This window comes from Bradyrhizobium australafricanum, assembly GCF_020329495.1.
Taxonomy (GTDB): domain Bacteria; phylum Pseudomonadota; class Alphaproteobacteria; order Rhizobiales; family Xanthobacteraceae; genus Bradyrhizobium; species Bradyrhizobium australafricanum.
Genome location: NZ_JAGKJL010000008.1, coordinates 168,177 through 193,665 on the forward strand (window position 1 = coordinate 168,177; position 25,489 = coordinate 193,665).

Below are 25,489 nucleotides of genomic sequence, written 5' to 3' on the forward strand. Positions count from 1 at the left end.
CGCTTGGCACATCCATTGCTTTTGGTTGGATCAGTCAATGACGACTGCCGTCCTCCGGATTGCCGAGGCCAATGCTGGCCGAGGCGAGGGGATCAGCGCCCGGCCCGGGCGTCTCGAGCAATCGTTGCAGCCCCATCTCCCCGGACGGACGAGCATTTCAACCAACCCGCGTCGCTTCCGGCAGGCAACCGGCGCGGCCGAATTGCGCAAGGGGATTTTACGAATGGCCTATCTCGCTCCGTCCGAATTCGTCACCAAGATGGTGGATGCCGGCGAATCCAAGATCTTCATGTCGACCCGCGACACCGTGATCCGCGCCTATATGGCGGGCGCGATCCTCGCGCTGGCAGCCTGGTTCGCCGTGACGATCAACGTCAATACGGGTCAGCCGCTTGTCGGAGCATTGTTGTTTCCAGTCGGTTTCGTCATGCTCTATCTGCTGGGCTTCGATCTATTGACCGGCGTGTTCGTGCTCTCGCCGCTGGCGCTGCTCGACAAGCGCCCCGGCGTTACGCTTGGCGGTGTGCTGCGCAACTGGGCTCTCGTGTTCATCGGCAATTTCGGAGGCGCGCTCACGGTGGCGTTCATGATGGCGTTCGTGACGACGTTCGGCTTCACGCAGGAGCCCGACAAGGTCGGCATGACCATCGGCAATATCGGCGAGGGGCGAACGCTGGGCTATGCGGCGCACGGCGCGGCGGGCATGGCCACGCTGTTCATTCGCGGCATGCTCTGCAACTGGATGGTCTCGACCGGCGTCGTCGGCGCGATGATTTCCACGACGGTGCCGGGCAAGGTGATCGCGATGTGGATGCCGATCCTGGTGTTCTTCTACATGGTGTTCGAGCATTCGGTGGTGAACATGTTCCTGTTCCCGTCGGGACTGATGCTGCATGCGAAGTTCTCGATCATGGACTACCTGATCTGGAACGAGATCCCGACCGTGCTCGGCAACCTCGCCGGCGGCCTCGCCTTCACCGGGCTCACGCTCTACACCACGCATGTGAAGACGGCGCCGAAGCGCCAGCGCCTCGCGGCTTGATCCTCGACGACTTATGGGGCTCTCCTGTCACGGAGGGCCCCATTCGCTTTGGGACGGTCGATGCCGCGCGCGCTGAAAATATCGGTCGGGCAGTTCTCTGATCAGGGCCGCAAGGACGCCAATCAGGACTTCCACGGCGCCTTGATCCCCGACGAGCCGCTGCTCGGCCTGAAGGGCATCGCCGTGGTGCTTGCCGATGGCATCTCCTCGAGCAGCGTCGGCCGCATCGCCGCCGAATCCGCGGTCAAGAGCTTCCTGACCGACTACTACTGCACCTCGGAATCCTGGTCGGTGAAGTCCTCGGCGCAGCGCGTGCTGGAGGCGACCAATTCCTGGCTGCACGCGCAGACCAGGCGCAGCCAGAATCCCTACGACAAGGACAAGGGTTACGTCTGCACGCTGAGCGCCCTGGTCATCCGGTCGACCACGGCGCACCTGTTCCACGTCGGCGACTCCAGGATCTACCGCGTCGTCGGCAACAGCCTCGAGCAACTGACCAACGACCACCGCGTCGTGATCTCCTCGCAGCAGAGCTATCTCGGCCGCGCGCTCGGCGTGAACCCGCAGCTCGAGATCGACTACCAGGCGCTCCCGCTGGAGCGCGGCGACATCTTCCTGCTGGTGACCGACGGCATCTACGAGCATGTCCCGGCGCGGCAGCTGGCGAAGACGATCAAGGACGGTGCCGCGTCTCTCGATGCTGCGGCGAAATCGATCGTCGAGCAGGCCTATGAGAACGGAAGCCCGGACAATCTCACCGTGCAGATCGTCCGGATCGACGAATTGCCCGACGGCGATGCCGGCGAGGTGTTCGGCCAGCCGACCGAACTGCCGCTGCCGCCGCTGCTCGACGCACGGATGCTGTTCGACGGCTATCGCATCGTGCGCGAGCTGCACGCATCGCACCGCAGCCACATCTATCTCGCGGTCGACGAGGACAGCGCCACCACGGTCACGATCAAAATCCCTTCGATCGACCTGCGCGACGATCCGGCCTATCTGAAGCGTTTCATGATGGAAGAATGGGTCGCTCGGCGGATCGACAGCCCGCATGTGCTGAAGCCGTTTCTGCCGCAGCGCAAGCGCAACTTCCTCTACGTCACGATGGAATATATCGACGGTCAGACCCTGACGCAGTGGATCACGGACAATCCCGCACCGGCGCTGGAGACGGTGCGCGACATCACCGAGCAAATTGCAAAAGGGCTGCGCGCCTTCCACCGCAAGGAGATGCTGCACCAGGACGTCAGGCCCGACAACATCATGATCGACAGGACCGGCACGGTGAAGATCATCGATTTCGGCTCGACGCGGATTGCAGGTGTCGCAGACGCGGTGCCGGCGGGCGTCGAGGATATCCTGGGCACCCAGCAATACACCGCGCCGGAATATTTCCTCGGCGAGGGCGGCACCGCGCGCTCCGACCTGTTCTCGCTCGGTGTCGTCACCTACCAGATGCTGACGGGACGCTTGCCCTATGGCGCGCAGATCGCGCGGGCCCGGACACGATCCGACTTCAACCGGCTGGTCTACCGTCCGGCCGCGCATCGCGGGCGCGAGATCCCGGGCTGGGTCGACGGCGCGCTGGAGCGCGCCGTGCATGCCAACCCGCTCAAGCGCTATGAGAGCTTTTCGGAGTTCTTGTTCGACCTGCGCAATCCCAACGCAAAATATCTGACGACGTCATCGACCCCGCTGATCGAGCGCAATCCGGTGCTGTTCTGGAAGTCGACCACCCTGCTGCTGGCACTGGTCGTGGTGCTGCTGCTCGCCTACGGCGCGCATCATTTGCGGTAGGGATCTAACCCCCTCGACCTCTCCCCGTCACCCTGAGGTGCGAGCTCTTGCGAGCCTCGAAGGGTCGACGGCCACCAGCGGGGCCGATTCATCCTTCGAGGCTCGCCCAGCGGCGCAAGTGCGCCGCAAGGCTCGCGCCTCAGGATGACGGGGAGAGAGCTGGGTGGCTGCAACCTAATGCGTCCCACCCGCCGTAATCGGATCGAGGCCGCTCTTCACCAGCGCGTCGCGCGCGTCCGGCGAGGCGAGGAAGCTGATCAGCGCCTTGCCGGCCTCACGCTCCTTTGCAGCCGTCGCGATCCCGGCGGAAAATACCGTGATCTTCTGCAACGGCTCCGGCAATGGGCCGACGATGTCGATGCCGGCGACCGGCTTCAGCTCGGAGATCTGCTGCAGGCCGATCTCGGCCTCGCCTTTGGCCACGATCTCGCCGACCGGCGTCGCCGGGATCATCCGCGCCTTGTCCTTCATCTGATCGGCGATGCCGAGCTTTGCGAACATCTCGGTCGAGACATAGACGCCGCTGGCGCTGTCGGAATAGGCGACAGACTTCGCCGCCAGCAGCGCCTGCTTGACGGTGTCGGCCGAGCCGATGTCCGGTTTTGGTGCGCCGGCCTTCACCGCGATGCCGATCGGCGACTTCACGAGGTCGACGCGGCTGTCGGCCAGCACTTTGCCCTGCTTGATGAGATCGCCGAGCGCATAGCCGACCATGATCAGCACGTCGGCCGGCTCGCCGCGCTCCAGCCGCACCGGAATGGCGTTCGTCGTGGTACCCATCGACGGCCCGAAGGCGGTCACCACCTTGTGCCCGGTCTTGCGTTCGAACTCCGGCACCAGCGCCTTGTAGGCCGCCGTCAGTCCGCCCGAGATCATGACATGGACTTCGGCGGCGGATACGGCTGAGGTGAAGGCGAGGGCGCCGATCAGGGCGAGCGTGAGGGCACGGAAGGCAGTGGGCGCGCGCATGGAGTTTCTCCCTGGACGATTCTTCGGAAGCGGGTCGTCGTGGCCGGGGAGACTACTGCGCGAGTCGATGCGTGGCTAGCCGCCACCCGTCATTGCGAGGAGCGTAGCGACGAAGCAATCCACCTTTCCGCCCATGTGGAACGATGGATTGCTTCGCTTCGCTCGCAATGACGGGGAAAGATCGTTGCCGATCCGTCACGAATTCACATGCACGAAGTCGCGCAGCAGCGGGTAGATCTCGTTGTTCCAGCGCTTGCCGGAAAACACGCCGTAATGGCCGACGCCGGCCTGCATGTGATGCACCTTGCGATAGGTGCGGACTCCGGTGCAGAGGTCCTGCGCAGCGAGCGTCTGGCCGATCGAGCAGATGTCGTCCTTCTCGCCTTCCACCGTCATCAACCCCATGCGCCGGATCGCCGCCGGATTCACCGGGCGGCCGCGATGCATCAGCATGCCCTGCGGCAACAGATGGTCCTGGAACACGTCGCGCACCGTCTCGATGTAAAACTCCGCCGGCAGATCCATGACCGCGAAATACTCGTCGTAGAAGGTCTTGATCACCTCGGCCTTCGCGGTCTCGCCCTTGGCAAGATGGTCGGCGAGGTCGATATGCTGCTTGATGTGACGCTCCAGGTTCATCGATACGAAGGCCGTGAGCTGCACGAAGCCGGGATAGACCTGACGCAGCGCGCCCTTGCACTGCATCGGCACGTAATTGATCAGATTGTCCTCGAACCACTTGATCGGCTTGCTCTTGGCGAATTCGTTCACCTTGGTCGGCTGGATCCTTGTGTCGATCGGCCCGGCCATCAGGGTCAGCGATGCGGGCCGCGCCGGATGATCGTCTTCCGACATGATTGCGGCGGCCGCCAGCGCCGACACCGAGGGCTGGCAGATCGCCACCATATGCGCGCGCGGGCCGAGCTGGCCGAGGAAGTCGATCAGATGGTCGGTGTAATCCTCGAGCCCGAAGCGGCCCTTGCTGCGCGGGATGTCGCGCGGATTGTGCCAGTCGGTGATGTAGACGTCGTGGTCCTGCAGCAGCGTCTTCACGGTGCCGCGCAGCAGCGTGGCGAAATGCCCGGACATCGGCGCCACCAAGAGCAGCCGCGGCTGCTCCGGTCCGTCCACCTTCCTGAAATGCAGCAGCGAGCCGAACGGCGTCGCATAGGCAACCTCCTCGGTCACCTGCAATTCCCTGTTGCCGACGGTCACGCTGCCGATGCCATAAGGGGGTCGCGCGTAGGTCAGGCTGGAGCGCGAGATCAGCTCGAGCGCGGCCGCGAGCCGGCCATACATCCGGTCAGCAGCGCCCTGCGGCACCAGATTGAGGTATTTCAGCGCCGCTGCAGCCCCGGTCCGCCATGGCGCCGTGAGGTCCATGTGGTTCTGATAGGCTTGGTACATCATTGACATCATACGCATCCACCCGTGGTCTGGTTTGCCATGCAATATCGACGCCAGAGGCGGGCCGGCCGCCCAGCAAATTGGCACGTGGCTTGCTGCAAAAGCTGATGGCTCCGGATGCGCGGCGGCTGAACCGGCGCGCGATATCCGGGAGCTGAGGACGCGTTCAGGCGTGAGGGACAGATATGGCGAAAGCGACACTCACCATCAGCAGCAAGAATTACTCCTCCTGGTCGCTGCGCGGCTGGCTGCTGGCGAAATTCGCCGGGCTCGAGTTCGAGGAGGTGGTCACCGCGCCCGACGACCCGTCGGCGCGCGCCGAGCTGCTGCTGCTGTCGTCCTCGATCCTGGTGCCCTGCCTGCGCCACGACGGCGCGACGGTCTGGGATACGCTGGCGATCGGCGAGTATCTCAACGAGATCATGCCGCATGCCGGGCTGTTGCCGGAAGACCGGATCCAGCGCGCGCATTGCCGTTCGATCTCGGGCGAAATCCATTCCGGCTTCACCACGCTGCGCTCGTCGCTGCCGGTCAATCTCAAGGGCCATTTCCCCGGCTTCAAGATCTGGTCGCGGGCGCAGGCCGACATCGACCGCGTCTGCACCATCTGGCGCGATTGCCTCGGCGCATCGGGCGGGCCGTTCCTGTTCGGCGAACGCCGCACCATGGCGGACGCGATGTATGCGCCGGTCGTGACCCGCTTCATGACCTATGACGTCAAGCTCGAGCCTGCGCTTGCGGTGTATGCCAGCACCATCATGACGATGCCCGAGATGCAGGAATGGATCGAGGCCGCGAAGGCGGAGCCGGCCGACGTCGAGGAGCTCGAGGTCGAATATTAGGCAGCGCCCGGCCCGGCCTGCCTGCATCGGCGGCTCAAGCACGAGGCAAGCCTTGCTCAATGGACGTGCCGTCGGCGTCAGGCATTGGCGCCACGCGACAGGTGTGCACGACAGCCGTCGAAGCGCAAATTCGTGCCTCGCTCCAAATGCTTCCGCGGCGATGTCAGCGCATGGCGAGACGGTTCGCCGCAGCCCAACCCGGCTGGCAAGGATTTCGCATGGCAATGACCGAGCTGTGACCGCGACGATGCGACGCTGCCGAAAATTTGGACGCCGAGCCTCGCCGCGATCTCGCGAACACGAGAACCGTGGAGGCTTGAAATGAACCAGCACGCCGTCGTCAGCAAATTCTCCCACGTCAAACCCGGTGACACCGAGTTCAAGGGCGGAGGTCTGCGCGACTTCTTCCTGTATCGTGATCTCGGCATCGCCGATGCCACCAGCGGGCAGGTGATCTGCCATCTGGTCAAGGCCAATCCCGATATGCCGCCGGAGCAGGGCACCGGCTGGCACAAGCATCTGTGCGATTTTCAGATCGTCATCATGACCAAGGGCTGGGCGCGCTTCATGTACGAGGACAAGGAGACGCTCGTCGAGGCCGGCGACGTCATCCATCAGCGTCCCGGCATCACCCACTACCTGTTCGATTACTCGAAGGACATGGAATACCTCGAGATCGTCAGCCCCGCCGATTTCAAGACCGTGGACGTGCCGCCGGCGACCGAAGCGGTGCCGCCAATCACGCCGTGGAAATGATCGCCAAGCAGGACAGAGAGGAGGGATCGCAATGTCGTCTGCGGAGGAGTTAACCTTTGTTATCGGCCGCTGGCTGCGGCCGATCGTCATGCTTCTGTATGTGGTGCGCAGCCTCGGGCTGATGACCACATCTAGCCGTGAACAACGCAGTACGCTGCTCGATCAGTGATTCGGACGCGGTTCGTTCCACCCGCGTTCCAAATCTTAAGATACGGTGCGCGCGCGTCGCGTTTTGAAACAGCGCGCACCGATGCCCGCCTCAGGCCATGCCCGCCTGCTTCTCGCGCGGCTTCCGCCAGGCGATGACGTTGGCTTCCAGCGCGCCGCCGGTGGTGTCGTTGCGCCACTGGCCGTTGACGAAGCGACAGGCGAACGGCAGCTGATACGTTCCGCTATGATCCTCACAAAGTACTTCCACGCGCTGTTCCGGCGCAGGTTCGCCATTGCCATCGAATTGCGCCAACCGTTTTTCGCGCGTTGCCATGCGATCTGTCTCCACTGCCCAAGGTCGAGCCAAAAGGGATCGAACCAAACAAGTTCCGAAGGCCCCCGTCCCCACGAGTAGTCCCGTAATGGGTGAAGCACACCGCTTGAATGCGGTTTCAGTGTGGTATGTCTGCCTTGCTTTCAGCGTCGCGAGCACAAAACTGTGAATGACGCATTTGCCTGGAGACACCGATGACTGCTCGCTTTGTTCTCGCCTTGCTGGCACCGCTCGCACTCGGCGTCGCCGGAACCGCGCATGCGCAGGACGTTCCCGGCATCGAGATCTGCACCGTCGAGAAAACCATGGAGCGGCGCACCAGCTGTCTGCAGAGCAATGTCGATTTCCTGCAGAAGACGATCAACAAGCTCACATCGGATCATCAGCAGAAGCTCGATGCTACCAATCGGCAGATCGTGAGCTTGCAGAGTTCGGTCGCGAGCTTGCAGAAGCTCGTCACCGATCTGCAAACAGCGCAGGTCAAGCTGACCGAGGACCTGAAGAAGAAAGCCGACGCGCCGCCGGCGAAGGATGCCGCGCCCGCCAAGGACGGGACGAAGTAGCAAATCGTCATTGCGAGCGAAGCGAAGCAATCCATCCCACCGCGCGTGCGGAACGATGGATTGCTTCGTCGCTTCAGCGCAAAATTGCTTTGCAATTTTGTCGCGAGCTCCTCGCAATGACAGGAAGCGCGTCTCGGCTCACGCCACCCGATACTGCTCCATCACGTCGCGATCCGGCTCGTAGCCGAGGCCGGGGCCCTGCGGCACGGCGACATGGCCGTTGGCGTCGACGTCGATGCGGTCGCCCCACAGGCAGGCCGGACGCTTCATGAAGAACACCTCGATCAGCCCCGCGTCGCGGATCGCCATCAGATGCAGCGTGGCGAGGAACCCCGGCCCGAAATAGGGCGAGTGCGGAATCACCTGGACGCCGAACTCGTCGGCGAGGACGGCCACCCTCAGGAATTCGGTGATGCCGCCGACCTTGATCACGGAGGGCTGCGCGTGACTGACCGCGCCCGCGGTCATCATCTGGCGGAATTGATGCACGGTGCAGGCGTTCTCGCCGGCTGCGATATCGAGCCGGCCTTCTCTACGTACCTCGGCGAGCGTCGCAAAATCCTCCGGCGGCCAGACCGGCTCCTCCAGGAACAGCGGCGCGGCCTGCTTGCAGTCGCGCGCGAACTGGATCGCCGCGGGTCCGTCCAGCGGGCAGTTCATGTCGACCATCAGCGGCACGTCGGGGCCGATCGCCTCGCGCGCGGCGGTGACCGCAGGCACGGTGGTCTCGTGCAGCTTGATCGCGGAATAGCCCAGCTTGATCGCCTTCTTGCATTCGGCGGCGATATGCGCCGGATTGCCGATCCGCATCAGGCTCGCATAGGCCGGGATCGCGTTGCGCTTTGCGCCGCCGATCAGTTGATGCAGCGGCACGCCCTTCACCTTGCCGGCGAGATCCCATAGCGCGATGTCGAGCGCCGAGATCGCAAACATCGTGATGCCGTAGCGGCCGAACAGATGCAGGTTGCGCTGGATCTGCTCCATCGCGGCGGGGATGCTGGCGGCGTCGGGCACCTCGAGGCCGCGGGCCTGCGGCGCGATCATCTCGGCCACCGCCGTGCAACTCGTCTTCGGGCAGACATAGGCGAAGGCATCGCCCCAGCCGGTGAGGCCGGCATCGGTCGAAACCTCGACCAGCACCATGTCGAGCGCCGAGATCGCGGAAGCTCCCTGGCGGAAGCTCGCGGGCCCGGCGTCATAGGGAATGCGGATATGGTGGGCGCGGACGTCGGTGATTTTCATTGTTGTTGTCCTTCCGATCGCAGGATGTGCCTGGAATTCGTGGTGGCCGGACACTTGAGCCTGAAGAACGGCGTCGCTTCGGCTGGTCTGGGTTCCGGCCATCGCAAATCTTGCTCGTAACGAGTCTTGCTTGCGACAAGTCTTGCTCGTGAATCATGTCGAAGACGTGGATGCCCGGCGCACGGCCGGGCATCACGAACCGCAAAGTTGTGGAGGAAAGCCCTCAACTGCTCTTCTCGCCGCTCATGATGGGGCCGAACCGCTCCCAGCTCTCGCCCTTGAAGCGCATCATCTGCAGCTGCTCGATCGGCGCATAGTCGTCCGGCCCGGTCTTGATCTTGGTGCCGGGCAGATAGATGCCGATCTCGAAGTTGAGGCTGGCCGCCTGCTTCATCAGGTTCTCGCGGGTAAGATTGTCGCCGCATTGCCGCAACACCTGCTCCAGCCCCTTGGCGACACCATAGCCGAATACGGTCGCGGCGTCGTCGAGGTCGCCTTCGGGATACCACTTGGTCATGAAGGCGCGCCACTCGGTCATCGCCGGATCGTTCTTCCACTCGGTATCCTTGGGGTCCTTGAGATACGCCGTGGACAGCACGCCCTGGCTCGCTTCATAGCCGGCGGGCTTCATCACGCCGCCGATCGAGCCGGAGACGTTGGTCAGGAACTGCACCGGATGCCAGTCGAGCTCGGCGGCTTTCTTGATCGCCTGCGCCGCGAATTTCGGCGTTGCAATGTTGACGAAGATGTCGGGGTTGGCGCCCTTGATCTGCACGATCTGCGAATCCACCGTCGGTGACGAAGTCTCGTAGGAGGATTCGACGACGATCAGCTTCTTGGCCTGGTCGCCGAGCCCGTCGTGCAGGCCGATCAGATAGTCCTTGCCGAAATCGTCGTTCTGATAGAGCACGCCGATGGTCTTGCCCGGATAGTTCTGCAGAATGTACTTGGCATAGATGCGCGCTTCGACCTGGTAGCTCGGCTGCCAGCCCATGGTCCACGGGAAGTTCTTCGGATCATTCCACTTGGCCGCGCCGGTGGAGACGAACAGCCGCGGCACCTTCTTGGCGTTCATGTATTTCTGGATCGCGGTATTGCCCGGCGTGCCCAGCGGATTGAAGATCAGGAGCACCTCGTCGCTTTCGACCAGCTTGCGGGCCTGCTCGACCATCTTCGGCGGCGAGTAGGCGTCATCGTAGGAGATGAAGTTGACCTTGCGGCCGTTGATGCCGCCTTCGCTGTTGAGCTTGTTGAAATAGGCGGCTTCGGTCTTGCCGATCGTGGCGTAGGCGGACGCCGGACCGGAATAGGGCATGATGTTGCCGACCTTGATCTCGGTGTCGGTCGCGCCCGGATCGTATTTCTTCTGCGCGTTGGCGGCGCTTGCGGCAGCGATCGTCAAAAGTCCCGCAAGCGCCGCGGATTTGACGCAGTTGGCATAGCTCAAGCGTTGGTGGTGCATCATTGTCCTCCCTGACATGCTGGCCGCGGCTCTTGCAGTCTTGATTATCGGGCAGCTTGATGAGCCGTCGGATCGATGCGTTGGCGAGTATGCACGATTGCAACATTGTTGCCAGCGACGGCTTTGCGGGTAAATTTCCGTGGAGCGGAACCGCGGTTTCGCCGTCGGGCAGCAAGGACTGTCAAATGCCGCGCGCGGCAGCCGTGCATGATGCCCGAGCTTTGCAGGAAAGCCGTCATCCATGAATCCAGCCCAGAAGGCGCTCTGGTATATCGAAAGCCATCTCGGCGCGCCGCTGACGCTCGACGAGATTGCCGCCGTAGCCGGCGTCTCGCGCTTCCATCTGGTACGGGCGTTCGCGGAGGCGACCGGGTTCTCGGTGATGCGTTATGTGCGGGCCCGGCGGCTCAGCGAAGCCGCGCGCCAACTCGCGGCCGGTGCGCCCGATATTCTCAGCCTCGCGCTGGATGCGGATTACGGCTCCCACGAAGCATTCACCCGCGCGTTTCGCGACCATTTCGGCGTCACGCCCGAGACGGTGCGCGCGACAACGTGTCTGACGACACTCAATCTCCAGGAGCCGATTACCATGATCTCGACAGCTCTCGACCACATCGATCCGCCGCGCATCGCCACCGGGAAGGCGTTCCTCGTCGCCGGCATCGGCGAGCGTTACAACCACGGCAATGGCAGCGATGCCGGCATTCCGAACCAGTGGCAGGGCTTCCACCAGCAATGCGCGCATATCCCCCGCCAGGTCGGCAATGTTGCCTATGGCGTCTGCTGCAACGGCGATGATGCCGGCAATTTCGATTACATCGCCGGCGTCGAGGTTGCCGATTTCTCCGACCTGCCGCGCGAGTTCGCGCGCGTCCGCATTCCCGAGCAGAAATACGTTGTGTTCACCCACGCCGACCACATCTCGACCATCCGCCGCACCGTCAACACGATCTGGAATCGCTGGCTGCCGCAATCCGGCATGAAGGTCGCGGACGCGCCGAACTTCGAGCGCTACGACGAGAAGTTCGATGCGAGTACCGGCAATGGCGGGCTGGAGATCTGGGTGCCGGTGAAGGAGTAGCGGGCGCCGGTGCAGCAAACCCTGGTGTCGCCCCCGCAAAAGCACTAGGGCATTTACACATCTCTTCGAGGCTAGAAAACCGACTCATCATCAAGGGGTTAGCTACTAGGCGAGAGCCGAAATCGGCGGGCGCAACCCTAGTGCAGATGAGTAAGTTCTCTGCGGTTTTCGGCCAACTCTTTGAGAAGACTCCGGAAAGACTGCGGAGGATATGTATATACGCTAGTGCTTTCGCAGGGACGACACCGTCTTGTTGTTCGCGAGTGCCTAGATCAATGAGAGCGCGCCAGGCAGAACGCGACGACCTCTTCCAGCGCGGTCTTCATCGGCGAGGGCGGGAACAGCGCCAGCGCGTCGACCGCCATCGCGCCGTAGTGCTGGGCGCGGCTGATGGTGTCTTCCAGGGCGCGGTGCTTTGTCATCAGTCCGATCGCGTGATCGAGGTCGGCCAATCCGATCTCGCCGCGCTCCAGCGCGCGGATCCAGAACTTGCGTTCGGTGACATTGCCGCGGCGGAAGGCGAGCACCACCGGGAGCGTGATCTTGCCCTCGCGGAAATCGTCGCCGACATTCTTGCCGAGTTTTGCGGATTTGCCGCCATAGTCGAGCACGTCGTCGACGAGCTGGAAGGCGATGCCGAGATTCATGCCGACCGAGCGGCACGCGGTCTGCTCGGCCTTCGGACGGTTGGCGATCACGGGGCCGACCTCGCAGGCGGCGGCGAACAGCTCCGCGGTCTTGCAGCGGATCACCGCGAGATATTCGTCCTCGGTGGTCGCGGTGTTCTTGGCGGCGGCAAGCTGCATCACCTCGCCCTCGGCGATGGTGGCGGCGGCGGCGGAGAGGATGTCGAGTGCGCGGAGCGAGCCGACCTCGACCATCATCCGGAACGCCTGGCCGAGCAGGAAGTCGCCGACCAGCACGCTGGCCTCGTTGCCCCACAGCATCCGCGCGGACAATTTGCCGCGGCGCAGCTCGCTCTCGTCGACCACGTCGTCATGCAGCAGGGTCGCGGTGTGCATGAACTCGACCGCGGCGGCGAGCTTGATATGGCCGTCGCCGGCATAGTCCGCGAGCTGGGCCATTGCCAGCGTCAGCATCGGGCGCAACCGCTTGCCCCCGGAGGAGATCAGGTGATTGGCGACCTCGGGGATCATGGTGACCTCGGAGCCGGTCCGCGAAAGGATCGTCGCGTTGACGCGCTCCATGTCGGCGGCGAGAAGTCCCACCAGCCCGTCGATCGAAGCATTGGACGGGCTTTCGAAGGGTACAATAACCGCCACGCTGGTCTCCAATTTTGCCGAATACGCACTATGCTCAGCTATAACAATAGAAACTGAGCGGTGCAGCGGCAAGGCCATCAAGTTATTGACATGTGGCGCAAGTGCCGCACTGCCGGGGCGACAGGAGAGCGTATTTTGCGGGAATTGGTACGGACCAATGACATGGTGCTGGTCTCCGCCATCGGCGCGCTGCTCGACAGCGCTAACATCCATCATCTGGTGCTGGACCAGAACATGAGCATCATCGAGGGCTCGCTCGGCGTCTTGCCGCGGCGGATCCTTGTGCATGAGGACGACAACCACGAGGCCCGCCAGCTCCTGACCGATGCCGGCCTCGGCCACGAATTGCGGGCCGATGACTAGAGCGTTTTCGAGCGAAATGGGCCCCGGTTCGCGTGAAGAAAACGCGTCAAAAAGCGAGTCTGCGGCCGCCGGGATCACCGAAGACGGATTTCTCGGTGGCCAATTGCGCCTGCGGCAACCCCGCAGCGGCCACCGCGCCGGCCATGACGCGATCCTGCTCGCCGCGGCGACGCCGGCTCGATCAGGCGACCGCGTCGTCGATCTCGGCTCCGGCGTCGGCGCGGCCGGGCTGGCGGTGGCGCGGCGGGTGAGGGGGATCGATCTCGTCCTGGTCGAAATCGACCCGGCCCTGGCCGAGCTTGCGCGGAATAATGCCGGCACCAACGCGATCATGGCGAAGGTGATCGTGCTTGATGTCGAAGCCAGCGCCGCAGCCTTCGATGATGCCGGCCTCAGGCCGGATAGCGCCGACGTCGTGCTGATGAACCCGCCGTTCAACGATCCGTCGCGGCACCGCGCCTCGCCGGACGGTGTGCGCGAGCGCGCCCATGTCGCGAGCGCGACCACGCTGGCCGGCTGGGTTCACGCGGCGCGGCGGATTCTCAAGTCGAACGGGCAGCTTGCGCTGATCTGGCGGGCCGACGGCATTGCCGAGGTGCTGGCTGCGCTGGACCGTGGTTTTGGCAGTGTCGAGATCCTGCCGGTTCACGGCGACGGGGCGTCGCCGGCGATCCGAATCCTGGTGCGGGCGACCAAAGGCGGCCGGGCGCCGACGCGGCTCCATGCCGCACTGCTGCTCAATGAAGAGTCAGGCGTGCCCAATAAATGGGTGCAGGAGGTGTTGGCTGGGAAGGGGGAATTGCCGCTGGCGCGGCGCTAAAACGATCATGCTCGAACAGGAAGCCAAGGCGCGATGGCATTGCGCTTTAGCGGGCAGGCATGCTGCCCACGTCGTCAGAGGCACTAAATCACTGCGAAGCCGTTTCCGACTGGCGGTCCGGCGTGGACGTGAAGTGGATCGCCGCCAGGAGTGTACCGATCAGCAAAATCAGCAGATAGATTTTCATAAGTCCCTCTCCGCCCGCGCATTGCAGCCCCAATGACAAAATGCAAAACGCGTTCCACGGATTCCAATGACAGTGGCGTGATAAAAAGTGGTTAATTCGAGGTAACGGCATGAGTGAACAAATAAGTGATCACGCTGGACGTTCGGGACTGCTCGAACGCGTGCAGACAATGTTGCCGGCGCGCTTCAGGCGCGGCGCGGCCGTCGTGCCGGTGGTGCGGCTGGCAGGCGTGATCGGCGCGGTGACGCCGCTGCGGCCCGGCATGACACTCTCCGGCGTCGCCAAGATGCTGGAGCGCGCCTTTGGCACGCGGAATGCCAAGGCGATAGCGCTGGTGATCAATTCGCCGGGCGGCTCGCCGGTGCAGTCGCGGCAGATCTATCTGCGCATCCGGCAACTCGCCGCCGAGAAGAAGTTGCCGGTGCTGGTGTTCGTCGAGGACGTCGCGGCCTCCGGCGGCTACATGATCGCCTGCGCGGGCGACGAGATCTATTGCGACCCGTCCTCGATCCTCGGCTCGATTGGCGTGGTCGGCGGCAGCTTTGGCCTGGAGGGGCTGATCAAGAAGATCGGGGTCGAGCGCCGGCTGTATACGGCGGGTAGCCACAAGGCGATGCTCGATCCGTTCCTTCCCGAGAACCCCGACGACGTCGCCCGGCTGAAGGCGATCCAGCGCGAGATCCATGCGATCTTCATCACGCTGGTGAAGCAGAGTCGCGGCAGCCGCCTCAAGGGCGCCGACGACATGCTGTTCACCGGTGAATACTGGGCCGGCGATACCGCGATCGGTCTCGGGCTCGCCGACGGCATCGGCGACATCCGCTCCACGCTACGGGCCCGCTATGGCGACAAGGTGCTGACCCCGGTGATTGCGCCGGCCAGCGGCTTGCTGTCCGGCCTGCTCGGCCGGCGGGCGCCGGGGGCAGGGTCGCTGGCGGCGCTGGACGGGCTGGCCGCGCTGCCGGACGAGGTGATCTCGGCGCTGGAAACCCGGGCGATTTGGGCCAGATTCGGGCTGTGAACACAGGGATGTGAGCGCGCCATTTAGCCCCAAAACCGCGATTGCGGCGCAGGCCGCCTTGCGCGAGAATGCCTGTCATTGGGGGCCTGACAGACGTGAACGACAAGGATCGACCGATGCCGCCGCTGATTGCATTCGCAGGCGTCTTGGGAAGCCTGGCCGTGGTCCGCTGGGCGTACAAGACGGCCGTCCGGATCAACCAGGAACTCGAAGAGGCGCGATTGTCCCGCGTGGCCGAGGCCACCCGCGCGGGCGAAATCAAGACCCTGCGCCGCGACCCCGTGACCGGAGCCTATCGCCCGGGCTAGGACTTGGATCTCCCTCGCCCCGCTCTTGCGGGGAGAGGGCCGGGGTGAGGGGCTGTTTCCGCAGATTCGAAAGACCTAAGTTCGCGGAGAGTTCCCCTCACCCGAAATGCGCGCTGCGCGCGAATTTCGACCTCTCCCCGCAAGCGGGGCGAGGTGCAGAAACATCCCCCATCGCCTTGATTCCATTGGCTGCCGCCGATACGGTCCCGCGCGCCTCACACCCCCTCGCGAGATCGATTCCAACGATGGACGCCCTGCCTGACCACATGCGCCCGGAACGTTCGTTCCAGGGCTTCATCCTGGCCCTCCAGCGGTTCTGGGCCGAGCAGGGTTGCGTCATCCTGCAGCCCTACGACATGGAAATGGGCGCCGGCACCTTCCATCCCGCGACCACGTTGCGCGCGCTGGGGCCCAAGCCCTGGAACGCGGCCTATGTGCAGCCCTCGCGGCGGCCCAAGGACGGCCGCTACGGCGAAAACCCCAACCGCCTCCAGCACTACTACCAGTTCCAGGTGATCATGAAGCCGTCGCCGCCGAACCTTCAGGACCTGTACCTGAAGTCGCTGGCCGCGATCGGGATCGACGCCGCCGTCCATGACATCCGCTTCGTCGAGGACGACTGGGAAAGCCCGACGCTCGGCGCCTGGGGCCTCGGCTGGGAGTGCTGGTGCGACGGCATGGAAGTGTCGCAGTTCACCTACTTCCAGCAGGTCGCCGGCGTCGAATGCGCGCCGGTCGCGGGCGAGCTTACCTACGGACTCGAGCGGCTCGCGATGTATGTGCAGGGCGTCGACCGCGTCTACGACCTCAACTTCAACGGCCGCGAGGGCGCCGAGAAGGTCACCTATGGCGATGTTTTCCTGCAGGCCGAGCAGGAATATTCGCGACACAATTTCGAGCACGCCGACACCGCGATGCTGTTCGAGCAGTTCAGGATGGCCGAGGACGCCTGCCGCAAATATCTCGCCGCCGGCTGGCGTGAGGGTGGGAATCAAAAGGAACATCTGATGGCCTTGCCGGCCTACGACCAGTGCATCAAGGCGAGCCACGTGTTCAACCTGCTCGACGCCCGCGGCGTCATCTCGGTGACGGAGCGGCAGAGCTACATCGCCCGCGTGCGCGACCTGGCGAAGGCCTGCGGCGAGGCATGGATCCACACTGAAACGGGCAGGGCGGTCTGATGCCCGATCTTCTCCTCGAACTGTTCTCCGAAGAAATTCCCGCGCGCATGCAGGCCAAGGCGGCCGACGATCTGCGCCGCATGGTGACCGACAAGCTGGTCGCTGAAGGCCTCGTCTACGAGGGCGCCAAGGCGTTCGCGACCCCGCGCCGTCTTGCGCTCACCGTGCACGGCATCCCCGCGCGCCAGCCCGACCTGAAGACCGAACGTCGCGGCCCGAAGATCGGCGCCCCCGATGCGGCGGTGCAGGGCTTTCTGAAAGCGACCGGTCTCACGTCGCTGGAAGAGGCAAAGATCCAGAAAGACGCGAAGGGCGACTTCTACATCGCGCTGATCGAAAAGCCCGGCCGCACCGCGATCGACGTGATCGCGGAAATGCTGCCGGTCATCATCCGCACCTTCCCCTGGCCGAAATCGATGCGCTGGGGTGCGCGCTCGGCGAAATCAGGCTCGCTCACCTGGGTGCGCCCGCTGCACGCCATCACCGCGACCTTCGGTCTGGAGACCGAGGAGCCCGACATCGTCAAGTTCTCCGTCGACGGCATCGAGGCCGGGCAGACCACCTATGGCCATCGCTTCATGGCGCCGGGTGCGATCTCCGTGCGCCGCTTCGAGGATTACGAGGCCAAGCTGAAGGCCGCGAAGGTGATCCTCGATCCGCAGGCGCGCAAGGACATCATCCTCGAGGACGCCAAGGAGCTGGCGTTCGCGCAGGGCCTCGAACTGGTCGAGGATCAGGTGCTGGTCGACGAGGTTTCGGGCCTCGTCGAATGGCCGGTCGTGATGATGGGATCGTTCGAGGAGCAATACCTGTCGATCCCCGACGAAGTGATCCGCGCCACCATCCGCAACAACCAGAAGTGCTTCGTGGTCAGGGATCCCAAGACGGGCAAGCTGACCAACAAGTTCGTGCTGACCGCCAATATCGAGGCGCCCGACGGCGGCAAGACCATCGTCGCCGGCAATGAGCGCGTGATCCGTCCGCGGCTGTCCGACGCAAAATTCTTCTACGAGACCGATCTGAAGACCAAGCTGGAAGACCGGCTGCCGAAGTTCGAGCAGATCGTGTTCCACGAGAAGCTCGGCACCCAGGCGGAGCGCATCAAGCGGATCGAGCGGCTCGCCGCCGAGATCGCGCCGCTGGTCGGCGCCGACGTCGCGAAGACCAGGCGCGCCGCGCGCCTCGCGAAGGCTGATTTGCTGACCGAAGTGGTCGGCGAATTCCCGGAGTTGCAGGGCCTGATGGGCAAGTACTATGCGCTGGCGCAGGGCGAGGATGCGTCCGTCGCCGCCGCGAGCGAGGACCACTGGAAGCCGCAGGGGCCGACCGATCGCGTGCCGACCGATCCGGTCAGCGTCGCGGTCGCGCTGGCGGACAAGCTGGACACGCTCGCCGGATTCTGGGCGATCGATGAGAAGCCGACGGGTTCGAAGGACCCGTTCGCGCTGCGCCGGGCAGCGCTCGGCGCGATCAGGCTGATCGTCGAGAATACGCTGCGCCTGCCGATCCTGAAGACGGCCAAATCCGCGTTGCTCGGATTGTCGCTCAAGGCCGATGCCGAAACGCTGCCGAACGATCTGCTAGCCTTCTTTGCCGACCGCCTGAAGGTCCAGCTGCGCGATCAGGGCGCGCGCCACGATCTCGTCGATGCCGTGTTCTCGCTTGGTGGCCAGGACGATCTGCTGCTCGTCGTCCGGCGCGTCGAGGCGCTCGGCAAATTCCTCGACAGCGACGACGGCAAAAACCTGCTCGCTGGCACGAAACGCGCCAGCAACATTCTCGCGATCGAGGAGAAGAGGGACAAGCGGACCTTCGACGGCGCGCCTGACGCCGCGCTCTACACGCTCGACGAAGAGAAGACGCTGGCCAAGGCGATCGACCAGGTGAAGGCCGAGGCCTCCGCCGCCGTCGCCAAGGAAGACTTCGCCGCTGCGATGAGCGCGATGGCCAAGCTGCGTCCGGCGGTTGACGCGTTCTTCGACAAGGTCAAGGTCAACGACGACGATCCGAAGGTGCGCGAAAACCGCCTGAAACTGCTCAACGAGATCCGCGCGGCGACGCGCGCGGTAGCGGATTTCTCTAGGATCGAGGGCTGACCGATGGACCGCGCGACGCTCGCCGCTTACGACAAGGAGGCGGCGGCGTTTGCGCAGGACTGGCACGGCCAGCCGGCGCCGGTCGATCTGCAGGAGATCGTCGGGCAATTCTTGATCAAGGGCGGCGCGACCGCCGATATCGGTTGCGGCAGCGGGCGCGAGGTGGCGTGGCTCAATGCCAATGGCTTTCCGGCCGAAGGTTTTGACGCCTCCGAGGGCCTGCTCGCGGAGGCCCGCGCCCGCTATCCGGCGCCGCGCTTCACCCGCACCGAACTGCCCGCGCTATCAGGCATCGCGGCCGGCAGCTTCGACAATGTGCTGTGCGAGACCGTGATCATGCATCTCGATCACGCGCTGATCGCGCCGTCGGTGCGCCGCGTGTTCGAACTCGTGAGACCCGGCGGCGTCCTCTATCTGAGCTGGCGCGTCACCACGGGCGACGATGCGCGCGATGCGCATGGCCGGCTCTACGCGGCGTTCGATACGGCGCTGGTGCGGTCCGAGCTGGCGGCGGCCGAGCTGCTGCTCGACGCGGAGGTCGTCAGTGCCTCGTCCGGCAAGGTCATTCACCGGCTGGTCGCCGGCAAGGGCAGGCGATGATGGCGCGGCTCGCGACATGCGCCTGCGGACAGCTCCGCGTCACCTGTCAGGGCGAGCCCCTCAAAGTATCGCTGTGTCATTGCCTGGAGTGCCAGAAGCGCACCGGCAGCACCTATGGCGTCGCGGCGTTCTTTCCGCGCACCGATGTGGCGCCGCAAGGCGAGGCACGCGAATACAGCCGCATTGGCGGCAGCGGGTCTGCCGTGGTGTTCCACTTCTGCCCGAATTGCGGATCGTCGGTCTATTGGGAGCCCGGTCGTGCGCCGGACCTGATCGGCGTTGCGGTCGGCGCCTTCGCGGACCCGGATTTTCCCGCGCCGTCGCAATCGGTCTTTACGCAGCGCCGGCACGCTTGGGTGGTCGACAAATGAGCGACCACCGCTGACGGGCATGTCTCGTCTGAAATATTTCGACACAATTTGCAATTTGTTAACCATGCCCTGCGAAGGTCCTGACGAAGCAACGATTTCTTAAGACATCGCCCCCGCGCCAATGCAGGGACCGCCCGATGACCTCGATCGGCACCGCGCCCAATCCCTACGCTCAGTATGGTTCGGCCTATGCGCGGGCAGCAGCGACGCCCTCGCTGGCGGCGACCTTGTCGGGCGACGGCACCGCCGGCGATCTGTCGGCGTCCTCGACATCCAACGCCGCAACCAACCTCACGCTGTCGGACGCCGCCCGCGCGCAGCTCGCCAAGGCTCCGCTGCCGGATTTTGCCGCCGTCACCAGCGATGCACGTATCACGCTCGACCGGCTCTACACGGTCGCCGGCGTCAAGGCACCGATCGTCGACGGCAATACCACCATCGATCTCTCGACGCTGGACCGTCGCTCGCTGTTTGCGATCTCAACCAACAATGGCGGCAAGTTCACCCCGGACGAGCAGGCGGTTGCGGCGACCGAGCTGAAGCAGCGCTTCGACAAGGCGATGGAGCCGTCGCTGGCGACCACGCGCCTGACCGGCGACTACAGCATCAGCTACAAGGCCGCGCTCGATTATCTCGATGGTGCGAGCGATGAGGAGAAGGCCACCGCAACCTGGGCCAGCCAGCGCGCCGCGGTGCTGAAGGGCTATCAGGCGACGCAGCAGGATCCGAACACGGCGCCATCGGGAATTTCCGGCGATCCGATCGCGGCCGCGCTGGCGGGGACGGCGTCTCCCACAAAGAGCACGACCCGCGACTTCAGCAGCATTGCCAGCGACGTGCGCGCCTTCCTCGATCGGCAGAAGAGCGAGGCGGCGAAAAGCGGCAAGGAGCTGGTCTACGATTCCCGCCGCAAGACCGGACAGATCGCCGACCTGTCCTCGCTCGACAACCGCTCGCTCTCGGCGATCTCGCTGAACCAGGACAAGAAGTTCTCCACCGAGGAGATCTTCGCGGCCAAGCAGGAACTCAATACGCGGACGCGTCTCGCCGTGCTCGACGCGCTGAAGCAGAGCCAGACCGCCGGCGATCCGCGCCAGTTCAGCCTCGGCATCCTCAAGCAATATTCCTCGATGAGCGCGGAGGAGCGCCAGGCGGCCAACTGGACGCAGGATTTCCAGGACGCCGCGATCAAGAGCTACAAGTCGACCTCGACGCTACTCTCGATCCTCAAGTCGTAACCCGGCACGGCATCAGAACGGAAGAGCCCCGCCCGGAGGGGAGGCCGGACGGGGCTTTCTGGTCCGGTCGATCCTCGCGCACATCCGCTTGCGCGGCGCCCGGACTGTCGTTCAGGCGATCGTGCTGACGTTGATCTAGTCGACCACCTGAACGATCCGTCGCGAACGCGGCTCGACCAGAACGGTCTCGCCGTTCACGACGGTGTAACGATAGGGCGTCGCGCCGAACCGCTGCGGCACGTCGTAATAGGTCACGCCAGCGTCAGGCAGCACGGTGCCGACCACGACGCGATCCGGAACCGTGTAGTTCGGTACGCGCTCGCGCACAATGTATTCGCGGAATGCCGGACGCTGTTCGACCGCGATGCCTCCGTCATCATCGACGGCGACAGCCGGACCACCGCGGACGATGCCAACGGTCTGGGCCTGTGCGGCAACAGCCGGCACCGTGATCGCGGCAGCAACCGCTGCAACGGCAAGTAATCTGTTTCGCATGGCTCGCTCCATTTTTTCACGCAGCACGCCGGCCGTCGCCGGTGCGCATGCCGAGCCAATGCATGTGCTGTGGTGATGTTCCGGAAAACCGCCGCCATATACGCGGCAATTTGGAGCAATTTTCGTGAGTTGCGGGAACTCGTCGGCGGGACCTGCGTCTTGATGTGGGAACTTCCCTCAGCGGATAAACTGCCGCTCGATTCGCTCCTCCAAGCAACCCCCGGAGAAAACTTCAATGACCATCACCGCTGGGCATCTACCTGCTATCGTGGCTCTGATCGCGGGCGTCCTGATCCTGATCATGCCGCGGCTCCTCAATTACATCGTCGCGATCTATCTGATCTTCGTCGGGCTCGTGGGGATGGGTCTGCTGCGCTGGCTGCACCTCTAGCGGGAAAGCGGGGTTTCGCGGCTTGCGCGGAACCCCTCAAAATGGTGTAAGGCGCGCATCTTCGACCCCTCCTTCCGGATTGTTGTCTGACATGGCCAAAGCCGTCGCGAAGTCCAAGAAAACTGCTGCGAAAACTGCCGAGAAAACAGCAGCGAAATCAAAGCCCTCCGCCGCAGCCCGCAAGGCCGCACCAGTGCGCAAGGCGCTGAAGAAGAGCGCCCCGAAGGCGGCGCCGAAAACCGCCCCCAAATCGGCTGCAAAGCCGGCCGCAAAGCCCGCCGGCAAGGCGCCGGCGAAGGCCGTTGCGAAGAAGGCGGCCCCGGCTGCGATCAAGGCCGGCAAGTGGGTCTATACGTTCGGCGACGGCAAGGCCGAGGGCCAGGCGACCTTGCGCAATCTGCTCGGCGGCAAGGGCGCCAACCTCGCGGAAATGGCCAATCTCGGCCTGCCGGTGCCTCCCGGCTTCACCATTCCGACCTCGGTCTGCACCTATTTCTACGAGCACGACAAGACGTATCCGAAGGAATTGAAAGCACAGGTTGAAAAGGCGCTCGACTATGTCGGCAAGCTGACCGGCAAGACGTTCGGCGACGCCAAGAACCCGCTGCTGGTCTCGGTCCGCTCGGGGGCGCGCGCCTCGATGCCGGGCATGATGGACACCGTGCTCAACCTCGGCCTCAACGACCGCACCGTCGAGGCGCTCGCCGAACTCTCCGGCGACCGCCGCTTCGCCTATGACAGCTATCGCCGCTTCATCACGATGTATTCGGACGTGGTGCTCGGCTTCGAGCATCATCACTTCGAGGACATCCTCGACACCTTCAAGGACGGCCAGGGCTATTCGCTCGACACCGACCTCACCGGCGACGACTGGGTCGAGCTGGTCGGCAAGTACAAGGAAGCGGTCGCCAAGGAGACCGGCCACGACTTCCCGCAGGATCCGCACGATCAGCTGTGGGGCGCCATCGGCGCGGTGTTCTCATCCTGGATGAACGCGCGCGCGGTGACCTATCGCAAGCTGCACGACATTCCGGAATCCTGGGGCACCGCCGTCAATGTGCAGGCGATGGTGTTCGGCAACATGGGCGAGACCTCGGCGACCGGCGTTGCGTTCACCCGCAATCCCTCGACCGGCGAAAGCAAGCTTTACGGCGAGTTCCTGATCAACGCGCAGGGCGAGGACGTCGTCGCCGGCATCCGCACGCCCCAGGACATCACCGAGGAAGCGCGCCAGGAATCGGGCTCCGACAAGCTGTCGATGGAAGCCGCGATGCCGGCCGCGTTCAAGGAGCTGACGCGGATTTACACGCTGCTCGAGAAGCATTACCGCGACATGCAGGACATGGAGTTCACGGTCGAGCAGGGCAAGCTGTGGATGCTGCAGACCCGCGGCGGCAAGCGCACCGCGAAGGCGGCGCTGCGCATCGCGGTCGAGCTCGCCAATGAAGGCCTGATCTCGCGCAAGGACGCGGTGACACGGATCGATCCGGCCTCGCTCGACCAGCTGCTGCACCCGACCATCGATCCGGCCGCCAAGCGCGACGTGATTGCGACCGGCCTGCCGGCGTCGCCTGGTGCTGCCTCGGGCGAGATCGTGTTCTCGTCGGACGAAGCGGCCAAGCTGCAGGCCGACGGACGCAAGGTCATCCTGGTTCGCATCGAGACCAGCCCGGAAGACATCCACGGCATGCACGCCGCGGAAGGCATTCTCACTACCCGCGGCGGCATGACCTCGCACGCGGCGGTGGTCGCGCGCGGCATGGGCAAGCCCTGCGTCTCCGGCTGCGGCACCATCCGCGTCGATTACGGCCGCGGCACCATGAGCGTGGGCTCGCGCACCTTCAAGACCGGCGACGTCATCACCATCGACGGCTCGGTCGGCCAGGTGCTGGCCGGCCGCATGCCGATGATCGAGCCGGAGCTGTCCGGCGAGTTCGGCACGCTGATGGGCTGGGCCGACGAGGTCCGCAAGCTCGGCGTCCGCGTCAACGGCGATACGCCCGATGACGCGCGCACCGCGGTGAAGTTCGGCGCCGAAGGCATCGGCCTCTGCCGCACCGAGCACATGTTCTTCGAGGAGACCCGCATCCGCACCGTGCGCGAGATGATCCTCTCCGAGGACGAGCAGTCGCGCCGCGCCGCGCTGTCGAAGCTGTTGCCGATGCAGCGCGCCGACTTCGTCGAGCTGTTCGAGATCATGCAGGGCCTGCCCGTCACGATCCGCTTGCTCGATCCGCCGCTGCACGAGTTCCTGCCGCACACCCAGGCCGAGATCGAGGAAGTGGCGCGCGCCATGAACACCGATCCGCGCAAGCTCGCCGACCGCGCCCGCGAACTGTCCGAGTTCAACCCGATGCTCGGTTTCCGCGGCTGCCGTCTTGCGATCGCCTACCCGGAGATCGCCGAGATGCAGGCGCGCGCGATCTTCGAGGCTGCCGTCGAAGCCGGCAAGCGCACCGGCAAGCCGGTCGGTCTCGAGGTGATGGTGCCGCTGATCGCGACCAAGGCCGAGTTCGATCTGGTCAAGGCGCGGATCGATGCGACCGCCAACGCGGTGATGAAGGAAACCGGCGTCAAGCTGAGCTACCAGGTCGGCACCATGATCGAGCTGCCGCGCGCCTGCCTGATGGCGGGCGAGGTGGCCGAGACCGCGGAGTTCTTCTCCTTCGGCACCAACGACCTGACGCAGACCACCTACGGTATCAGCCGCGACGACGCCGCGAGCTTCCTCGGCACCTATGTCGCCAAGGGGATTCTCGAGATCGATCCGTTCATCTCGGTCGATCGCGACGGCGTCGGCGAACTCGTCAGGATCGGCGTCACCCGCGGCCGCAAGACGCGGCCGAGCCTCAAGGTCGGCATCTGCGGCGAGCACGGCGGCGATCCCGCGTCGGTCGCGTTCTGCCACGAGGTCGGGCTCGATTACGTCTCGTGCTCGCCCTATCGCGTGCCGATCGCGCGTCTCGCCGCAGCGCAGGCCGCGCTCGGCAAGGAGATCGCCAGCCAGGCTTGAGCGATCTTACAGTTTAGAGAGTGCGATGGCCGGGACCAAGTCCCGGCCATTTTTGTTTGTTGCGTGCGCAGTTCGTAGGATGGGTGGAGCGAAGCGATACCCATCAATTGCCTCCGCGTGGAGAGATGATGGGTATCGCTGCGCTCCACCCATCCTACGGCGCGTGCAACACTCTATTCAGTCGTCCGTGAAGAATGCGGATTGACTTGAGAAATAAGCAGAATTGGTCTTGATGTAGTATTCGATTTTGCAGGAAAGCGGGGTATTGGACCTCGCTTTCTTGCGTTTTAGGTTTTGCTTTTGGGTGATTCGTGATTCCCTGACAGCGTCGTCGACATTGGGGAATGCGATGAGCAAGCCGCGGGATGATCGCCAGAAAGACCTGTTGCTTCCGGCGCTTGATCAGATCATCGACATGGGTCATCCGCTGGTGCGGTTGGCAGCGCTGATCGACTGGAACATCCTGAATGAGCGCTT

Annotated in this window: 26 protein-coding genes; 19 read left to right on the forward strand and 7 right to left on the reverse strand. The window is 64.2% G+C overall.

Annotated features, from left to right (window positions below; genetic code table 11):
• Window positions 1–223 precede the first annotated feature (223 nt).
• Together J6525_RS10210 and J6525_RS10215 are read left to right on the forward strand one after the other, a co-directional pair.
• Window positions 224–1,042, forward strand: coding sequence for a formate/nitrite transporter family protein (locus J6525_RS10210; protein WP_137480433.1), 819 nt, complete (start codon window positions 224–226; stop codon window positions 1,040–1,042).
• Window positions 1,043–1,102: 60 nt separating this feature from the next.
• The gene (locus tag J6525_RS10215) at window positions 1,103–2,839 is read left to right on the forward strand and encodes a bifunctional protein-serine/threonine kinase/phosphatase (protein ID WP_225644082.1); all 1,737 of its coding nucleotides are present in this window, start codon (window positions 1,103–1,105) and stop codon (window positions 2,837–2,839) included.
• Between the two features lie 174 nt (window positions 2,840–3,013).
• Here J6525_RS10215 and J6525_RS10220 read toward each other — a convergent pair whose 3' ends face one another.
• Together J6525_RS10220 and J6525_RS10225 are read right to left on the reverse strand one after the other, a co-directional pair.
• Window positions 3,014–3,808 (reverse strand): substrate-binding domain-containing protein, encoded by a 795-nt coding sequence (locus J6525_RS10220; RefSeq protein WP_057014912.1) that lies wholly within the window; start codon window positions 3,806–3,808, stop codon window positions 3,014–3,016.
• A gap of 195 nt (window positions 3,809–4,003) precedes the next feature.
• Window positions 4,004–5,227, reverse strand: coding sequence for a polyhydroxyalkanoate depolymerase (locus J6525_RS10225; protein WP_225644117.1), 1,224 nt, complete (start codon window positions 5,225–5,227; stop codon window positions 4,004–4,006).
• Window positions 5,228–5,400: 173 nt separating this feature from the next.
• Between J6525_RS10225 and J6525_RS10230 the strand changes: the two genes are divergently transcribed.
• From J6525_RS10230 to J6525_RS10240, 3 genes are all read left to right on the forward strand, one after another.
• Complete coding sequence (locus J6525_RS10230; protein WP_028332643.1) at window positions 5,401–6,057, forward strand: glutathione S-transferase; 657 nt, start codon at window positions 5,401–5,403, stop codon at window positions 6,055–6,057.
• A 321-nt stretch (window positions 6,058–6,378) separates the two neighbouring features.
• On the forward strand, window positions 6,379–6,813 hold the full coding sequence (locus tag J6525_RS10235) for a cupin domain-containing protein (RefSeq protein WP_057014914.1): 435 nt from the start codon (window positions 6,379–6,381) through the stop codon (window positions 6,811–6,813).
• Window positions 6,814–6,844: 31 nt separating this feature from the next.
• Window positions 6,845–6,982: a hypothetical protein gene (locus J6525_RS10240; protein WP_016848367.1), complete on the forward strand. Its 138-nt coding sequence runs from the start codon at window positions 6,845–6,847 to the stop codon at window positions 6,980–6,982.
• Window positions 6,983–7,072: 90 nt separating this feature from the next.
• On the opposite strand, the gene J6525_RS10245 is transcribed toward J6525_RS10240, so the two are convergent.
• Window positions 7,073–7,297, reverse strand: a complete 225-nt coding sequence (locus tag J6525_RS10245) for a hypothetical protein (protein WP_225161055.1) — start codon at window positions 7,295–7,297, stop codon at window positions 7,073–7,075.
• A gap of 194 nt (window positions 7,298–7,491) precedes the next feature.
• Between J6525_RS10245 and J6525_RS10250 the strand changes: the two genes are divergently transcribed.
• The gene (locus J6525_RS10250; RefSeq protein ID WP_225644084.1) at window positions 7,492–7,860 is read left to right on the forward strand and encodes a hypothetical protein; all 369 of its coding nucleotides are present in this window, start codon (window positions 7,492–7,494) and stop codon (window positions 7,858–7,860) included.
• Between the two features lie 138 nt (window positions 7,861–7,998).
• Here J6525_RS10250 and J6525_RS10255 read toward each other — a convergent pair whose 3' ends face one another.
• Window positions 7,999–9,102 carry a mandelate racemase/muconate lactonizing enzyme family protein gene (locus J6525_RS10255; protein WP_225644086.1) on the reverse strand — a complete coding sequence of 368 codons (1,104 nt, stop codon included), beginning with the start codon at window positions 9,100–9,102 and terminating at the stop codon, window positions 7,999–8,001.
• Between the two features lie 223 nt (window positions 9,103–9,325).
• A complete protein-coding gene (locus tag J6525_RS10260; protein ID WP_225644088.1) occupies window positions 9,326–10,567 on the reverse strand; it encodes an ABC transporter substrate-binding protein in 1,242 nt (413 codons plus the stop codon).
• Between the two features lie 238 nt (window positions 10,568–10,805).
• On the opposite strand from J6525_RS10260, the gene J6525_RS10265 reads away from it, so the two are divergent.
• Window positions 10,806–11,645 carry an AraC family transcriptional regulator gene (locus J6525_RS10265; RefSeq protein ID WP_057014919.1) on the forward strand — a complete coding sequence of 280 codons (840 nt, stop codon included), beginning with the start codon at window positions 10,806–10,808 and terminating at the stop codon, window positions 11,643–11,645.
• 272 nt (window positions 11,646–11,917) lie between these two features.
• On the opposite strand, the gene J6525_RS10270 is transcribed toward J6525_RS10265, so the two are convergent.
• Window positions 11,918–12,928 carry a polyprenyl synthetase family protein gene (locus J6525_RS10270; protein ID WP_225644090.1) on the reverse strand — a complete coding sequence of 337 codons (1,011 nt, stop codon included), beginning with the start codon at window positions 12,926–12,928 and terminating at the stop codon, window positions 11,918–11,920.
• Between the two features lie 135 nt (window positions 12,929–13,063).
• Here J6525_RS10270 and J6525_RS10275 point away from each other — a divergent pair, with 135 nt between their 5' ends.
• The 9 genes from J6525_RS10275 (at window position 13,064) to J6525_RS10315 (ending at window position 21,113) form a co-directional block, all read left to right on the forward strand.
• Complete coding sequence (locus J6525_RS10275) at window positions 13,064–13,291, forward strand: putative signal transducing protein (protein WP_026193157.1); 228 nt, start codon at window positions 13,064–13,066, stop codon at window positions 13,289–13,291.
• 16 nt (window positions 13,292–13,307) lie between these two features.
• Window positions 13,308–14,111 (forward strand): tRNA1(Val) (adenine(37)-N6)-methyltransferase, encoded by an 804-nt coding sequence (locus J6525_RS10280; RefSeq protein WP_225644119.1) that lies wholly within the window; start codon window positions 13,308–13,310, stop codon window positions 14,109–14,111.
• 296 nt (window positions 14,112–14,407) lie between these two features.
• The gene (locus tag J6525_RS10285) at window positions 14,408–15,319 is read left to right on the forward strand and encodes a S49 family peptidase (protein WP_225644092.1); all 912 of its coding nucleotides are present in this window, start codon (window positions 14,408–14,410) and stop codon (window positions 15,317–15,319) included.
• A gap of 116 nt (window positions 15,320–15,435) precedes the next feature.
• Window positions 15,436–15,627, forward strand: a complete 192-nt coding sequence (locus tag J6525_RS10290) for a hypothetical protein (RefSeq protein ID WP_026193154.1) — start codon at window positions 15,436–15,438, stop codon at window positions 15,625–15,627.
• A 245-nt stretch (window positions 15,628–15,872) separates the two neighbouring features.
• Complete coding sequence (locus tag J6525_RS10295; RefSeq protein ID WP_092085757.1) at window positions 15,873–16,808, forward strand: glycine--tRNA ligase subunit alpha; 936 nt, start codon at window positions 15,873–15,875, stop codon at window positions 16,806–16,808.
• The gene (gene glyS, locus J6525_RS10300; RefSeq protein ID WP_225644094.1) at window positions 16,808–18,904 is read left to right on the forward strand and encodes a glycine--tRNA ligase subunit beta; all 2,097 of its coding nucleotides are present in this window, start codon (window positions 16,808–16,810) and stop codon (window positions 18,902–18,904) included. Before J6525_RS10295 ends, glyS begins: the two co-directional genes overlap by 1 nt.
• Window positions 18,905–18,907: 3 nt before the next feature.
• Window positions 18,908–19,504, forward strand: a complete 597-nt coding sequence (locus J6525_RS10305) for a class I SAM-dependent methyltransferase (RefSeq protein ID WP_225644096.1) — start codon at window positions 18,908–18,910, stop codon at window positions 19,502–19,504.
• Entirely contained in the window at window positions 19,504–19,875 is a 372-nt protein-coding gene (locus J6525_RS10310; RefSeq protein ID WP_225644098.1) for a GFA family protein, read from the forward strand. The genes J6525_RS10305 and J6525_RS10310 overlap by 1 nt, the downstream gene beginning before the upstream one ends.
• A gap of 137 nt (window positions 19,876–20,012) precedes the next feature.
• Complete coding sequence (locus tag J6525_RS10315) at window positions 20,013–21,113, forward strand: hypothetical protein (protein WP_225644100.1); 1,101 nt, start codon at window positions 20,013–20,015, stop codon at window positions 21,111–21,113.
• Window positions 21,114–21,248: 135 nt separating this feature from the next.
• On the opposite strand, the gene J6525_RS10320 is transcribed toward J6525_RS10315, so the two are convergent.
• Complete coding sequence (locus tag J6525_RS10320; protein WP_076824009.1) at window positions 21,249–21,608, reverse strand: DUF1236 domain-containing protein; 360 nt, start codon at window positions 21,606–21,608, stop codon at window positions 21,249–21,251.
• A gap of 235 nt (window positions 21,609–21,843) precedes the next feature.
• Between J6525_RS10320 and J6525_RS10325 the strand changes: the two genes are divergently transcribed.
• From J6525_RS10325 to J6525_RS10335, 3 genes are all read left to right on the forward strand, one after another.
• Window positions 21,844–21,999, forward strand: coding sequence for a DUF3096 domain-containing protein (locus tag J6525_RS10325; protein WP_016844375.1), 156 nt, complete (start codon window positions 21,844–21,846; stop codon window positions 21,997–21,999).
• Between the two features lie 91 nt (window positions 22,000–22,090).
• Entirely contained in the window at window positions 22,091–25,012 is a 2,922-nt protein-coding gene (ppdK, locus tag J6525_RS10330) for a pyruvate, phosphate dikinase (protein WP_225644103.1), read from the forward strand.
• Between the two features lie 265 nt (window positions 25,013–25,277).
• Window positions 25,278–25,489 (forward strand): hypothetical protein (locus J6525_RS10335; RefSeq protein ID WP_225644121.1); only part of this gene is annotated, 212 nt, incomplete at its 3' end.

Coding starts and splice junctions, on each gene's coding strand:
- J6525_RS10305 (WP_225644096.1), top strand. CDS start 18,908: ATGGACCGCGCGACGCTCGCCGCTTACGACAAGGAGGCGGCGGCGTTT.
- J6525_RS10315 (WP_225644100.1), top strand. CDS start 20,013: ATGACCTCGATCGGCACCGCGCCCAATCCCTACGCTCAGTATGGTTCG.
- J6525_RS10215 (WP_225644082.1), top strand. CDS start 1,103: ATGCCGCGCGCGCTGAAAATATCGGTCGGGCAGTTCTCTGATCAGGGC.
- J6525_RS10220 (WP_057014912.1), bottom strand. CDS start 3,808: ATGCGCGCGCCCACTGCCTTCCGTGCCCTCACGCTCGCCCTGATCGGC.
- J6525_RS10310 (WP_225644098.1), top strand. CDS start 19,504: ATGGCGCGGCTCGCGACATGCGCCTGCGGACAGCTCCGCGTCACCTGT.
- J6525_RS10240 (WP_016848367.1), top strand. CDS start 6,845: ATGTCGTCTGCGGAGGAGTTAACCTTTGTTATCGGCCGCTGGCTGCGG.
- J6525_RS10290 (WP_026193154.1), top strand. CDS start 15,436: ATGCCGCCGCTGATTGCATTCGCAGGCGTCTTGGGAAGCCTGGCCGTG.
- ppdK (WP_225644103.1), top strand. CDS start 22,091: ATGGCCAAAGCCGTCGCGAAGTCCAAGAAAACTGCTGCGAAAACTGCC.
- J6525_RS10225 (WP_225644117.1), bottom strand. CDS start 5,227: ATGATGTCAATGATGTACCAAGCCTATCAGAACCACATGGACCTCACG.
- J6525_RS10280 (WP_225644119.1), top strand. CDS start 13,308: ATGGGCCCCGGTTCGCGTGAAGAAAACGCGTCAAAAAGCGAGTCTGCG.
- J6525_RS10320 (WP_076824009.1), bottom strand. CDS start 21,608: ATGCGAAACAGATTACTTGCCGTTGCAGCGGTTGCTGCCGCGATCACG.
- J6525_RS10265 (WP_057014919.1), top strand. CDS start 10,806: ATGAATCCAGCCCAGAAGGCGCTCTGGTATATCGAAAGCCATCTCGGC.
- glyS (WP_225644094.1), top strand. CDS start 16,808: ATGCCCGATCTTCTCCTCGAACTGTTCTCCGAAGAAATTCCCGCGCGC.
- J6525_RS10230 (WP_028332643.1), top strand. CDS start 5,401: ATGGCGAAAGCGACACTCACCATCAGCAGCAAGAATTACTCCTCCTGG.
- J6525_RS10285 (WP_225644092.1), top strand. CDS start 14,408: ATGAGTGAACAAATAAGTGATCACGCTGGACGTTCGGGACTGCTCGAA.
- J6525_RS10260 (WP_225644088.1), bottom strand. CDS start 10,567: ATGATGCACCACCAACGCTTGAGCTATGCCAACTGCGTCAAATCCGCG.
- J6525_RS10255 (WP_225644086.1), bottom strand. CDS start 9,102: ATGAAAATCACCGACGTCCGCGCCCACCATATCCGCATTCCCTATGAC.
- J6525_RS10210 (WP_137480433.1), top strand. CDS start 224: ATGGCCTATCTCGCTCCGTCCGAATTCGTCACCAAGATGGTGGATGCC.
- J6525_RS10245 (WP_225161055.1), bottom strand. CDS start 7,297: ATGGCAACGCGCGAAAAACGGTTGGCGCAATTCGATGGCAATGGCGAA.
- J6525_RS10250 (WP_225644084.1), top strand. CDS start 7,492: ATGACTGCTCGCTTTGTTCTCGCCTTGCTGGCACCGCTCGCACTCGGC.
- J6525_RS10235 (WP_057014914.1), top strand. CDS start 6,379: ATGAACCAGCACGCCGTCGTCAGCAAATTCTCCCACGTCAAACCCGGT.
- J6525_RS10325 (WP_016844375.1), top strand. CDS start 21,844: ATGACCATCACCGCTGGGCATCTACCTGCTATCGTGGCTCTGATCGCG.
- J6525_RS10295 (WP_092085757.1), top strand. CDS start 15,873: ATGGACGCCCTGCCTGACCACATGCGCCCGGAACGTTCGTTCCAGGGC.